The sequence below is a fragment of the Pseudomonas mandelii genome (assembly GCF_900106065.1).
GTDB lineage: Bacteria > Pseudomonadota > Gammaproteobacteria > Pseudomonadales > Pseudomonadaceae > Aquipseudomonas > Aquipseudomonas mandelii.
The window spans coordinates 947,795-961,289 of record NZ_LT629796.1; the positions used below are offsets into that span (position 1 = coordinate 947,795).

Here is a 13,495-nt window from a genome sequence, read left to right on the forward strand (position 1 = left end):
GGAAGCGCTCCTGAATTTAAAGATTCGGCGCACAGCATACGGGGAGACTACGGCTTGCGAAACAGCTCGCGACTGGCCAGCGGACGACCGCCCAAGTGAACAGCCAATGCCTGACGCATCAGACGCTTGGCGGCGGACAGCGCACCGGGTGCGGTCCAGTCAGCCTCAGCCATGGCCAACAGCTCGGTGCCGTTGAACAGACCGGGTTGCAGCAGATAGACCTGCTCCAGGCCAGCATCCACTTGCAAACGATACAGACCGTCCGGAGCAATGGGCTCGCCGTGGATGTCGGTGGTCAGGGCAAAACCGTAACCGAGATCGTCGAGCAGGCGCCACTCGAAGGATCGCAGCAACGGCTCCAGCGGTCGGCCTTCGGCCAGCGCCAGCAACGTCGCAGCGTAGTGATCAAACACGCCTGGGTGCGGGTCTTCGGCGGGCAGCAAGCGGATCAGCAGTTCGTTGAGGTAGAGGCCGCTGAACAGCGCCTCGCCGTTGAGCCAGGTTGAAACACCGGCGGCTTCCATTCGCCCAACGTTCTTCAGCTCACCCCGCCCGCGAAACTCCACTTCCAGCGGCACGAAGGGCCGCGCCAATGTCCCGGCCTTGCCCCGCGCGCTGCGCAACACCGCCCGTAGCCGACCTTGCGGCGTGAGGAAGTCCACCAACGCACTGCTTTCGCGGTAGGCGCGGGAGTGGAGGACGTAGGCGGGTTGGCCAATGGGCTGGGACATGGAGTTCTCAATGAAGAAACGCGACCTTATAAACAACCAGAAACCAATGTGGGAGCGAGCCTGCTCGCGATTGCGGTCTGCCAGTCAACAGTGATGTTGAATTTCAGGTCCTCATCGCGAGCAGGCTCGCTCCCACAGGGGTTCTTCGGAGTATCTGGATCCGGTGTTACAGGTCGCCGTAGCCCAGCGAACGCAATGCGCGCTCGTCGTCGGACCAGCCGCCTTTCACTTTCACCCACAGGTTAAGCATGATCTTGGAGTCGAACAGCAATTCCATATCCTTGCGCGCCTCGGTGCCGATGCGCTTGATGCGCTCGCCCTTGTCGCCAATGATGATTTTCTTCTGGCCGTCACGCTCGACAAGGATCAAGGCATGGATGTGCAGGGTTTTGCCCTGCTGCTTGAACTCTTCGATTTCGACGGTGATCTGGTACGGCAGCTCGGCGCCCATCTGGCGCATGATTTTCTCGCGCACCAGTTCTGCGGCGAGGAAACGGCTGCTGCGGTCGGTGATCTGGTCTTCCGGGAAGAAGTGATCGTTTTCCGGCAGGTAACCGGCAATCACCCGCTCCAGCGCTTCAAGGTTGTGCCCGTGCTGGGCCGAGATCGGCATGATCTGCGCGTTCGGCAGCTGCTCCTGCAACCAGCTCAGGTGCGGCATCAGTTCGGCTTTGTCTTCGATGCGATCGGTCTTGTTCAGCGCCACGATCAGCGGGCCGGTCACGTACTGGACGCGCTCGAGGACCATCTGGTCTTCGTCGGTCCACTTGGTGCGATCCACCACGAAGATCACCACGTCGACGTCTTTCAACGCCGCCGAGGCGGTCTTGTTCATGTAGCGGTTCAGGGCCTTTTCGCCGCCCTTGTGCATGCCCGGGGTGTCGACGTAGACAGCCTGGATGGCGCCTTCGGTCTTGATGCCCAGCATGTTATGGCGGGTGGTTTGCGGCTTGCGCGAGGTGATCGCCAGTTTCTGACCCAGGATGTGGTTCAGCAGCGTGGACTTGCCCACGTTGGGACGGCCGACGATGGCAACATAGCCACAGCGAGTTGCAGTTGAATCAGTCATTGCCATTCTCCACACCCAGGGCAATCAGTGCTGCGGCGGCCGCTACCTGTTCGGCAATACGACGACTCACACCCTGACCTCGGCTTTTTTCATTCAGTAAGGTGATTTCACATTCGACGAAGAACGTCCGGCAATGCGGCTCACCCTGGATATCCACCACTTCGTAACGCGGCAGCTCGCACCCACGCGATTGCAGGAATTCCTGCAGGCGGGTTTTTGGATCTTTGTTGGTGTCGACCAGCGTCAGGCCTTCGAACTCACCGGCCAGCCAGGCCAGCACGCGTTCGCGCGCCATGTCCATGCCAGCGTCCAGGTAGATCGCACCGATCAACGCTTCGAGGGCATCGGCCAGAATCGACTCGCGACGGAACCCGCCGCTTTTCAACTCACCGGAGCCCAGGCGCAGGTATTCGCCCAGGTCGAAACCGCGGGCCAGTACGGCCAGCGTCTCACCTTTCACCAGACGTGCGCGCAAACGCGACAACTGGCCTTCACGGGCCAGCGGGAAGCGATCGAACAGCGCCTCGCCAGCGACGAAGTTGAGGATGGCATCACCGAGGAATTCCAGGCGTTCGTTGTTGCGCCCGGCAAAACTGCGGTGAGTCAGGGCCAGGACCATCAGCTCCTGATCCTTGAAGGTGTAGCCGAGCTGACGCTCTAGACGGCTTAAGGAGACGCTCACGGTTTACCCACGCTGAGTTCGTGGCTGGATTCCACCGCCATGGCCGTGATACGACGCAGGCTTGGGACAATTAACGCTGTGTTCAAAAATTACGTCCTGAATATCGTTGTTTTCATGCCTCTGGCGCCGATTGTGCCGACTCCAGAAATGCATTCGGCGCTGTGTTCAACAGCGCCGTGTGTGATTACTTGATCAGGCCAACCCGCGAGAAATTCGGCAGGTGACTGAGTTTGGGTTCCGGCCAGCTCATCCAGACTGCGAAGGCCTTGCCGACGATATTCTTGTCGGGAACCATGCCCAGCAGATCCTTGGGAATGCTCGGATCGTCCCAGTAGCGACTGTCGTTGGAGTTGTCGCGGTTGTCGCCCATCATGAAGTAATGCCCGGCCGGCACGGTCCATGAACGGTCCGGCGATGCGCGATAGCGGCTCATCTCCTTGCGAATCAGGTGCTCGGCGACACCGAGTTTTTCCTTGTAGAGCTCGGCACTGCCCAACGTGCCCGGCTCGGAGCCGACCAGTTGTTCGGCAATCGATTCACCGTTGACGAACAGACGCTTGTCGGCGGTGTAGCGAATCTGGTCGCCCGGCAGGCCCACCACACGCTTGATGTAGTTGACGTTCGGATCGCTCGGGTAGCGGAACACCATCACATCGCCGCGCTGCGGATCACCGACTTCGATGACTTTCTTGTCAATCACCGGCAAGCGGATCCCGTAAGAAAACTTGTTCACCAGAATGAAGTCGCCGACGTCCAGGGTCGGTTTCATCGAGCCGGAAGGAATCTGGAACGGCTCCACCAGGAACGAACGCAGCACCAGCACGATGAACAACACCGGGAAGAACGACTTGCCGTATTCGACCAGCAGCGGCTCTTTGTTCAGTTTCTCGACGACCACCATGTCAGCCTGGCTGACACTCCCCTGATAGGAGTTGATGGCAGCCCGGCGCCGAGGCGCCAGGAACAGCAGATCGAGCAACGCCAACAGGCCGCAGACGAACACGGCGATGACCAGCAACAGCGGGAAATTTAGTGACATAGGACCTAACTATCCAACCTGAGCACCGCAAGGAAGGCTTCTTGTGGAATTTCCACGTTGCCGACTTGCTTCATGCGTTTCTTACCGGCCTTTTGCTTTTCAAGCAGTTTTTTCTTACGGCTAACGTCACCGCCGTAGCATTTGGCCAATACGTTCTTTCTGAGTGCCTTGACGGAGGTCCGCGCAATGATCTGCCCGCCAATGGCGGCCTGGATCGCGACGTCGAACATCTGGCGCGGAATCAGTTCTTTCATCTTCTCGGTCAACTGGCGACCTTTGTAGTGCGCGTTATCCTTGTGCACGATCAGCGCCAGGGCGTCGACCTTGTCACCGTTGATCAGCACATCCAGTTTCACCAGATTAGCCGACTGGTAACGATCGAAATGATAATCCAGCGAAGCATAGCCGCGGCTGGTGGACTTCAGACGGTCGAAGAAGTCCAGGACCACTTCGTTCATCGGCAAATCGTAGGTCACCTGGACCTGCGTACCGAGGAACAGCATGTCGTGCTGCACGCCACGCTTCTCGATGCACAGGGTAATGACGTTGCCCAGGTGCTCTTGCGGCACAAGAATATTGGCCCGCACGATTGGTTCACGCATGTCTTCGATCGAGGACAGGTCTGGAAGCTTCGACGGGTTATCGACGTAAATCGTTTCACCGGTTTTCAGCAACAGCTCGAAAATTACGGTCGGCGCCGTGGTGATCAGGTCCAGGTCGTACTCGCGCTCCAGGCGCTCCTGGATGATTTCCATGTGCAGCATGCCGAGGAACCCGCAACGGAAGCCGAAGCCCAGAGCGTCGGAGCTTTCCGGGGTGTACTGCAGGGACGAATCGTTGAGCGTGAGCTTTTGCAGGGCTTCACGGAAATCTTCGAAGTCGTCGGAGCTGACCGGGAACAGGCCGGCATAGACCTGCGGCTGGATACGTTTGAAGCCTGGCAGCACGTCAACGTCCGGCGTGGAGCTCAAGGTCAGGGTGTCACCGACCGGTGCACCGTGAATGTCCTTGATGCCGGCAATGATGAAGCCCACTTCGCCGGCTTTCAGGTCAACGGTGGCGGTGTGTTTCGGGTTGAAGACACCGACGCTGTCCACCAGGTGGATCTTGCCGGTGGACTTGACCAGGATCTTGTCGCCCTTCTTCACACGACCGTGACGCACGCGGACCAGGGAAACGACGCCCAAGTAGTTGTCGAACCAGGAGTCGATGATCAACGCTTGCAGCGGATCTTCGTAGTTGCCGGTCGGCGCAGGAATGGTGTGAACCAGGCGTTCGAGCACTTCGTCGACGCCCAGGCCGGTCTTGGCACTGCACTCGACCGCATCGGTGGCATCGATGCCGATGATTTTTTCGATTTCTTCTTTGACGCGGTCCGGATCGGCCTGCGGCAGGTCGATCTTGTTCAGGACCGGCATGACTTCCAGGCCCTGCTCGATCGCCGTGTAGCAGTTGGCTACAGACTGCGCTTCAACGCCCTGACCGGCATCGACCACCAGCAACGCGCCTTCACAGGCCGCCAGCGACCGGCTGACTTCGTAGGTGAAGTCAACGTGGCCCGGGGTGTCAATGAAGTTCAGCTGGTACTTGATGCCATCGCGAGCGGTGTAATACAGGGTGACGCTGTGGGCCTTGATGGTGATCCCGCGTTCACGTTCCAGGTCCATGGAGTCCAGCACCTGGGCTTCCATTTCGCGCTCGGCAAGGCCGCCGCACATCTGGATGAAGCGATCGGCCAGCGTCGACTTGCCATGGTCAATGTGGGCGATGATGGAGAAATTGCGGATATGACTCAAATCACTCACGGATCAACACTCAAAAAGGCTGCAGGCATAGCCCGCCGAAAAATAGCCGGGAATTGTACCTGATCCACGGCGCAAGCGTCACGTTCGCAGGTCAGACGGCACCTACAAAAACGCCCCGGTCTTGCGACAGGGGCGTTTTTTATCACCAGCGAGGTCGGGGGAACGCCCTGATCAGCCGGCTCGGCGCAACAGCCAGACACCCGCCAGGGCACAGACACCGGCCGGAACCAGCACCGCAAACAGCGGCGAAAAACCGAACACCAGGCTCGAAGGCCCCAGCAAATCCTGGACGATGCGGAAGGTGAAGCCGACCAGCACGCCAGTGAAGACCCGCTGACCAAGGGTCACCGAGCGCAATGGCCCGAAGATGAAGGAAATCGCCATCAGTACCAGCGCGGCGGTCACCAGCGGCTGTAACACCTTGACCCAAAATGCCAGCCAGTAACGGCCGTTGCTCAGGCCCTGATCAGCCAGGTAGTGGATGTAACCCCACAGACCGCTGATCGACAGCGTGTCAGGCGACATCACCACCGTGCTCAGCAGCTGCGGACTCAAGGCAACATCCCAACGCTCTTCCGGTGCAGTGACCACTTCGGTGCTCTTTTCATGGAACAGCGTGGTGGTGACGTCGCTCAACTGCCAGTGATCCTGATCGAACTTCGCCCGTTTGGCGAAGCTGGACGACAGCATATGGCGCTCATTGTCGAAACGATAACGGGTGACGCCGTACAGCAGACCGTTCGGCTGCACAGAGTTGACGTGAATGAACTCGTCACCCTGGCGATGCCACAAGCCATGCTTGGCGCTCTGTGCATCGCCGCCACCCTGAGCCAGGGAACGGTTGGCCTGAGCGGTGACTTCGGTGGCCGGCGCGACGTACTCGCCGATCAGCACCCCCGCCACCATCAGCACCAGCATCGGCTTCATGACGGCCCAGACGATCCGGCCGACCGACACACCGGCGGCGCGCATGATCGTCAGTTCGCTGTGGCTGGCCAGGCTACCAAGGCCGATCAGGCAACCGATCAGTGCCGCCATCGGCAACATGTCGTACAAACGACGGGGCGCGGTCAGCAAGACGTAGCTCAAGACGTCCACCAAGGTGTAGGTGTCGCTGACCTCACTCATCTCATCGATGAAGGCAAACAGGGTCGCCAGGCCAAGGATAATCCCCAGCACCGCCAGGATGGCTACGAATACGCTGCTACCAATGTAGCGATCGAGCTTAACCACGAGCCACCTCCAGCGCACTGCGGCGACTCGCCATCTTCAAGCGCAACGGCTCCCAGTAGAGCAAGCCCAGGCCAATGGCCAGGAAGATGCCGTGAACCCACCACAACCCCAGCGCCGGCGGGATCTTGCCTTTTTCGAGGGCGCCGCGCGCGGCAATCAGGATGCTCAGGTAAGCCATATAAAGAAGAATCGCCGGCAGCAGCTTGAGGAAACGGCCTTGACGTGGATTGACCCGCGATAGCGGCACCGCCATCAAGGTCACGATGAACACCAGCAACGGCAGGGACAGACGCCATTGCAGCTCAGTGCGCGAACGAATGTCATCGCTGCCGATCAAGGAACGGGTGGTCATTGCATCGCGGTCGGTGACTTCGTCGCTGACGTCCGGCTTGGGCAGCAATACGCCGTATTCCTCGTACTTGATCGCCCGGTAGTCGGCCTGCCCCGGGTTACCGTCGTAGCGATAGCCGTTGTCGAGAATCAGGTAGCGATTGCCGTCAGGGCGGATTTCCTGACGACCCTTCTCGGCCACCAGCACGGAGATCCCGCGATCCTTCTTATCGGACGAGACGTTCTTTTGCGAAATAAACACGCCACCGAGGTTGATGCGATCATCCGACAGCGTTTCGGTGTAGGTCACCCGAGTCCCGTCACGTAGCGCCTGGAAGCGACCCGGCTCAAGGGTATCGAACTCGGTCAGCGCATCCTGCTTGTTCAGCAGCAACTGGAACTGATTGGCACCTTGTGGCGCCAGGCTCAGACTCAGCCAGGCCACGACCAGCGCAACCAGCGTGGCCGGAAACAGCGTCATGGCAAACAGACGTTGCTGGCTCATGCCGGTGGCCGACAACACGGTCATTTCGCTTTCAAGGTACAGGCGACCGTAGGCCAGCAGGATCCCGAGAAACAGGCCCAACGGCAGGATCAGTTGCAGGAAACCTGGCAGACGAAAGCCCATGATCAGGAACAGGGAGCCCGGATCCAGCAGGCCCGAGGCCGCCTGGGCAAGGTATTTGATGAAGCGCCCACTCATGATGATGACCAGCAGCACGGCGCTGACGGCGCTCAAGGTCAACAGGACTTCGCGGGACAGATAACGGAAGACAATCAAACCAGACACTCCAGGGTTGTCAGGCTAAGGCGGCCAAACAAGCAAACGTATCAGACAGCCCGCAGGGCAGAGCCGCCGAAAAAGTTGGCGCATTATCCTGTGATTGGGTGCGCCTGTCACTGCGCATGCTCAAGCAGGCGGGTAATGAGTTGAAGATCGTACAACCGAGGGTTGTCAGGCGCAGGGAGCGAGGTTCAAACTGCGGCCTTTGTCGCGGGCCGTGACCTGCGTCTTTCTATCTATAAGCAAGCGTCTGTGCGCCGCCGTTTTGCCCGCGCACGTTGACCATTCATTCAGGGACCCGGACATGGAACTGGTTGTAAAGAGCGTTAGCCCAGAAACGTTGAAGACCGCCACTCTGGTGGTCGCCGTCGGCGAAGGCCGCAAGCTCGGCGCCGCTGCCAGACAACTCGACGAACTGAGCGGCGGCGCCCTCAGCGCTGTACTCAAGCGCGGCGACCTGGCCGGCAAAGTCGGCCAGAGCCTGCTGCTGCACAGCCTGCCGAACCTCAAGGCCGAACGCGTTCTGCTGGTCGGCGTGGGCAAGGACGAAGAGCTGGGCGACCGCCCGTTCCGTAAAATCATCGCCGGCGTCCTCAATACCCTTAAAGGCCTGGGCGGCACCGACGCTGTTCTGGCGCTGGACGAAATCGTGGTCAAGGGCCGCGACAGCTACGGCAAGACCCGCCTGCTGGCCGAAACCCTGGTGGATGGCGAATACACCTTCGACCAGTTCAAGAGCCAGAAAGCCGAACCTCGCTCCCTGAAGAAAATCACCCTGGTGACCATCAAGGCGGCACAGGCCGAAGTCGAGCGCGCTGTGGCCCACGCCACTGCGATTGCCAACGGCATGGCGTTCACCCGCAACCTGGGCAACCTGCCGCCGAACATCTGCCACCCGACCTTCCTTGGCGAACAAGCCAAGAACCTGGGCAAGGAATTCAAAACCCTGAAAGTCGAAGTCCTCGATGAGAAGAAGATCAAGGACCTGGGCATGGGCTCGTTCTACGCCGTGGGCCAGGGCAGCGCCCAGCCACCGCGCCTGATCGTCATGCAATACAACGGCGGCAAGAAATCCGAGAAACCTTACGCACTGGTCGGCAAAGGCATCACCTTTGACACCGGCGGCATCAGCCTCAAGCCTGGCTTGGGCATGGATGAAATGAAGTACGACATGGGCGGCGCAGCCAGCGTGTTCGGCACCCTGCGTGCCGTGCTCGAGCTGAAACTGCCGATCAACCTGGTGTGCATCCTGGCGTGCGCCGAGAACATGCCGAGCGGCAATGCTTCGCGCCCGGGCGACATCGTCACCACCATGAGCGGCCAGACCGTGGAAATCCTCAACACCGACGCCGAAGGCCGTCTGGTGCTGTGCGATGCCCTGACCTACTCCGAGCGCTTCAAGCCGCAAGCCGTGATCGACATCGCGACCCTGACCGGCGCTTGCGTCGTTGCACTGGGCGCGCACACCTCCGGCCTGCTGGGCAACAACGACGAACTGATCGCTCAACTGCTAAGCGCCGGCAAGTCCGCCGACGACCGCGCCTGGCAACTGCCGCTGTTCGATGAGTACCAAGAGCAGCTGGACAGCCCGTTCGCCGACATCGCCAACATTGGCGGCCCGAAAGCCGGCACCATCACCGCCGCCTGCTTCCTGTCGCGCTTCACCAAGAACCTGAACTGGGCGCACCTGGACATCGCCGGCACCGCATGGACCAGCGGCGGCAAGGACAAGGGCGCCACTGGCCGTCCGGTTCCGTTGCTGACCCAATACCTGCTGGACCGCGCCAAAGCCTGAAACCGATGACCTCGGGCTGCGTTGCTTTCGAGTAACGCAGCCCCGGGCTCAGGAACCGCAATGACCAAAGTCGACTTCTATGTCCTGCCCAGCGCCGATCCGTCGGCACGGCTGGATTTTGCCTGCAAGCTCACCGAAAAAGCCTGGCGCATGGGCCACCGCATTTACCTGCATTGCAGCGATGCCGCCCAACGCGAGGATCTCGACGCGCGTTTGTGGGCCTTCAAGGGCGAAAGCTTCGTGCCTCACGGTCCTGCCGAAAGCGAGCCGGATAGCTTGATTGTCCTGGGTCTTGGTGATGACTGCGGTCAACATCAGGATCTGCTGGTCAACCTTGCCCTGAAAGTCCCGGCCTTTGCCAGCAAGTTCGCCCGTGTAGCGGAAGTGGTGGTGGAGGATCCGACGATTCGAGCGGCCGCGCGGGAGAGTTTCCGTTTCTATCGCGAACAGGGCTATCCTCTGCAAGATCACCGTTTACAGCGACTCTGAGCATTCCGATGGACACTCCAAAACCGCAACAAAAGTCCGCGCACCTGCTGGATGACCTTGAGTCGATCCGCCAACTGCTCGGCGATGACAACCTGCAACCGCCGCTGCTGACCGACACGGTCATCGAAGGTGATCAGGAACAGATTCCCATGCTGTTCGACTCCGTCAGCGCTGCGCCGCAGACCGTCGAACCGACACCGCCCGCCCCTGCCGCGCAACCGGCACCCGCGGCCAGCAAAGGCCCCGACGCCTTGCTGCACCTGGACAGTGAACTGCGTGCGGCAGCGCTGTTGATCATGCAAGACGTGATCGACGACTTCGCACCGCATATCGAAACCGAGATCAAGCGCCGGCTGGATGCGCGGATGGAACGGTTGCTCAGCCAGTACGAATAACACTGAGTCGAGCGGGCGTCTGTGGCGAGGGAGCTTGCTCCCGCTCGGTTGCAAAGCAACCGCAAAACCTGAACACACGGTGTACCTGACACACCTGACTTGCTGTTATCGGGGCCGCTTCGCGCCCCAGAGGGAGCAAGCTCCCTCGCCACAGGATCATTCCACATTTGATCTGCGCCCGGTCTGCCCCTGCTCGCCCTCTGCCCCATGCCCCGCTATACTTGCCGGCTTTTCCTGAATAAATGCCAATAGGGTCCCGCCGCGCATGGATAAGACCTACCAGCCGCACGCCATTGAAACTTCCTGGTACAACACTTGGGAGTCAGAGAATTACTTCGCCCCGCAAGGCGCGGGCGAGTCCTACACCATCATGATCCCGCCGCCGAACGTCACCGGCAGCCTGCACATGGGTCACGGCTTCAACAACGCGATCATGGACGCCCTGATCCGTTTCCGCCGCATGCAGGGTCGCAACACCCTGTGGCAGCCGGGCACCGACCACGCCGGTATCGCCACGCAGATGCTGGTGGAACGCCAACTCGAAGCCCAAGGCCAGAATCGCCACGATCTGGGCCGGGAAAAATTCCTCGAGAAAGTCTGGGAGTGGAAGGATCAGTCCGGCGGCAACATCAGCCGTCAGATCCGCCGCCTCGGCTCGTCCGTCGACTGGAGCCGCGAGCGTTTCACCATGGACGACGGCCTCTCGGAAGCCGTTAAAGAAGCGTTCGTTCGTTTGCACGAAGACGGCCTGATCTATCGCGGCAAGCGCCTGGTCAACTGGGACACCAAGTTGCACACGGCGATTTCCGACCTCGAAGTGGAAAACCACGACGAGAAAGGTTTCCTGTGGAACCTGAAATACCCGTTGGCCGATGGCGCCAAGACGGCCGAAGGCAAGGACTACCTGATCGTCGCGACCACTCGCCCGGAAACCATGCTCGGCGACGCCGCCGTCGCGGTTAACCCGAACGACGAACGCTACCAGGCCCTGATCGGTAAATTTGTCGAGTTGCCGCTGGTCGGCCGCCGCATCCCGATCATCGCCGACGATTACTGCGATCCTGAATTCGGCACCGGTTGCGTGAAAATCACCCCGGCCCACGATTTCAACGACTACGAAGTCGGCAAGCGCCACAACCTGCCGCTGCTGAACATCTTCGACAAGAACGCCGCCGTACTGCCGGCCTGTCAGGTGTTCAACCTCGACGGCACGCTCAACGAAAGCATCGACGGCACGCTTCCGGCCGAATACGCCGGTCTGGACCGTTTCGAAGCGCGCAAGCAGATTGTGGCCGCCTTCGATGCCGCTGGTTTGCTGGTCAGCGTCGACGATCATGCCCTGAAAGTGCCGAAAGGCGACCGCTCCGGCACCATCATCGAGCCGTGGCTGACCGACCAGTGGTACGTCTCTACCAAGCCATTGGCCGAGCCGGCCATCGCTGCGGTTGAAGACGGCCGCATTCAGTTCGTGCCGAAACAATACGAAAACATGTACTTCTCGTGGATGCGCGACATCCAGGATTGGTGCATCAGCCGTCAGCTGTGGTGGGGCCACCGGATTCCGGCCTGGTACGACGAGTCGGGCAAGGTCTATGTCGGTCGCGACGAAGCCGAAGTGCGTGCCAAGAACAACCTCGGCCCGGACGTTGCGCTGCAACAGGACAACGACGTTCTGGATACCTGGTTCAGTTCGGGCCTGTGGACATTCTCCACACTCGGCTGGCCGGAGCAGACCGAGTTCCTGAAGAAATTCCATTCCACCGACGTGCTGGTGACTGGCTTCGACATCATTTTCTTCTGGGTCGCCCGGATGATCATGCTCACCATGCACCTGGTGAAGAACGAAGACGGTACGCCGCAGGTTCCGTTCAAGACCGTTTATGTTCACGGTCTGGTCCGCGATGGCCAGGGCCAGAAGATGTCCAAGTCCAAGGGCAACGTCCTGGACCCGCTGGACATCATCGACGGTATCGAGCTGGAAGAGCTGGTGCAGAAGCGCACCTCCGGCATGATGCAGCCGAAACTGGCGAAGAAGATCGAGAAGCAGACCCGCGAAGAGTTCGCCGACGGCATCGCCAGCTACGGCACCGACGCTCTGCGCTTCACCTTCTGCTCGCTGGCGTCCACTGGTCGCGACATCAAGTTCGACATGGGCCGCGTAGAAGGCTATCGCAACTTCTGCAACAAGATCTGGAACGCCGCGCGTTATGTTCTGGACAAGGGCGAAGACTGCGGCCAGAACGGCGAGGCTTACGAACTGTCGCTGGCGGACCGCTGGATTATCTCGCAGCTGCAACGCACTGAAGCCGAAGTAACCCGTCAGCTCGACCAGTTCCGCTTCGACCTGGCCGCACAAGCCTTGTACGAGTTCATCTGGAACCAGTATTGCGACTGGTACCTGGAACTGTCCAAGCCTGTGCTGTGGGACGAAAACGCCCCGGTCGAACGTCAGCGCGGCACCCGCCGCACCCTGGTTCGGGTGCTGGAAGTTGCCCTGCGCCTGGCGCACCCGTTCATGCCGTTCATCACCGAAGAAATCTGGCAGCGCGTCGCGCCGCTGGCCGGTATCGAAGGCAAGACGATCATGCTGCAACCTTGGCCCGTGGCCAATGAAGCGCGCATCGATCAAGGTGCCGAAGATGACATCGAGTGGCTGAAGACGCTGATGCTCGGCACGCGCAACATTCGCGCCGAGATGAACATCGGCCCGGGCAAGCCGTTGAACCTGTTCCTGAAGAACGTCAGCGCCGAAGACCAGCGTCGTCTCACCGAGAACGAAGCCCTGCTGAAGAAGCTGGCTCGCCTCGAATCGATCACGGTGTTGGCTGCCGGCGAAGAAGCACCGCTGTCCGCCACCGCACTGGTGGGCGAGATGGAAGTGCTGGTGCCGATGGCCGGCCTGATCGACAAGGACGCCGAACTGGCACGCCTGGACAAGGAAATCCTGCGTCTGCAGGGCGAAGTTCAGCGGGTTGGCGGCAAGCTGTCCAATGCCGGTTTCGTCGACAAGGCTCCGGCCGAAGTCATCGAGAAAGAACGCGCCAAACTGGCTGAGGCTGAACAGGCTTTGGGCAAGTTGGCCGAGCAGCATGCGCGGATTGCCAGCCTGTAACGGTCAATCGCGATGAAAAAGGGAGGCCAAG

11 protein-coding genes are annotated in these 13,495 nt (G+C 60.2%); 4 read left to right on the plus strand and 7 right to left on the minus strand.

The window, feature by feature from the left end; all coding sequences use genetic code 11:
• Window positions 1-47: 47 nt before the first annotated feature.
• The 7 genes from recO to lptF form a co-directional block, all read right to left on the minus strand.
• Window positions 48-731, minus strand: a complete 684-nt coding sequence (gene recO, locus BLU63_RS04355; RefSeq protein WP_083374950.1) for a DNA repair protein RecO — start codon at window positions 729-731, stop codon at window positions 48-50.
• Between the two features lie 166 nt (window positions 732-897).
• The gene (gene era, locus BLU63_RS04360) at window positions 898-1,800 is read right to left on the minus strand and encodes a GTPase Era (protein WP_010463054.1); all 903 of its coding nucleotides are present in this window, start codon (window positions 1,798-1,800) and stop codon (window positions 898-900) included.
• Window positions 1,793-2,482 (minus strand): ribonuclease III, encoded by a 690-nt coding sequence (rnc, locus tag BLU63_RS04365; RefSeq protein WP_010463056.1) that lies wholly within the window; start codon window positions 2,480-2,482, stop codon window positions 1,793-1,795. The genes era and rnc overlap by 8 nt, the downstream gene beginning before the upstream one ends.
• A 184-nt stretch (window positions 2,483-2,666) precedes the next feature.
• Window positions 2,667-3,521, minus strand: coding sequence for a signal peptidase I (lepB, locus tag BLU63_RS04370; RefSeq protein ID WP_010463058.1), 855 nt, complete (start codon window positions 3,519-3,521; stop codon window positions 2,667-2,669).
• A gap of 5 nt (window positions 3,522-3,526) precedes the next feature.
• Complete coding sequence (gene lepA / locus BLU63_RS04375; RefSeq protein ID WP_042932348.1) at window positions 3,527-5,326, minus strand: translation elongation factor 4; 1,800 nt, start codon at window positions 5,324-5,326, stop codon at window positions 3,527-3,529.
• A gap of 171 nt (window positions 5,327-5,497) precedes the next feature.
• Window positions 5,498-6,559, minus strand: coding sequence for an LPS export ABC transporter permease LptG (gene lptG / locus BLU63_RS04380; RefSeq protein WP_077748280.1), 1,062 nt, complete (start codon window positions 6,557-6,559; stop codon window positions 5,498-5,500).
• Complete coding sequence (lptF, locus tag BLU63_RS04385) at window positions 6,552-7,670, minus strand: LPS export ABC transporter permease LptF (protein WP_077748279.1); 1,119 nt, start codon at window positions 7,668-7,670, stop codon at window positions 6,552-6,554. The genes lptG and lptF overlap by 8 nt, the downstream gene beginning before the upstream one ends.
• Before the next feature lie 307 nt (window positions 7,671-7,977).
• On the opposite strand from lptF, the gene BLU63_RS04390 reads away from it, so the two are divergent.
• From BLU63_RS04390 to BLU63_RS04405, 4 genes are all read left to right on the plus strand, one after another.
• Window positions 7,978-9,468, plus strand: coding sequence for a leucyl aminopeptidase (locus BLU63_RS04390; RefSeq protein WP_083374951.1), 1,491 nt, complete (start codon window positions 7,978-7,980; stop codon window positions 9,466-9,468).
• A 60-nt stretch (window positions 9,469-9,528) separates the two neighbouring features.
• Window positions 9,529-9,957: a DNA polymerase III subunit chi gene (locus tag BLU63_RS04395; protein ID WP_010463068.1), complete on the plus strand. Its 429-nt coding sequence runs from the start codon at window positions 9,529-9,531 to the stop codon at window positions 9,955-9,957.
• Between the two features lie 8 nt (window positions 9,958-9,965).
• On the plus strand, window positions 9,966-10,352 hold the full coding sequence (locus BLU63_RS04400) for a hypothetical protein (RefSeq protein ID WP_010463070.1): 387 nt from the start codon (window positions 9,966-9,968) through the stop codon (window positions 10,350-10,352).
• A gap of 265 nt (window positions 10,353-10,617) precedes the next feature.
• Window positions 10,618-13,464, plus strand: coding sequence for a valine--tRNA ligase (locus BLU63_RS04405; protein ID WP_010463073.1), 2,847 nt, complete (start codon window positions 10,618-10,620; stop codon window positions 13,462-13,464).
• Window positions 13,465-13,495 lie beyond the last annotated feature (31 nt).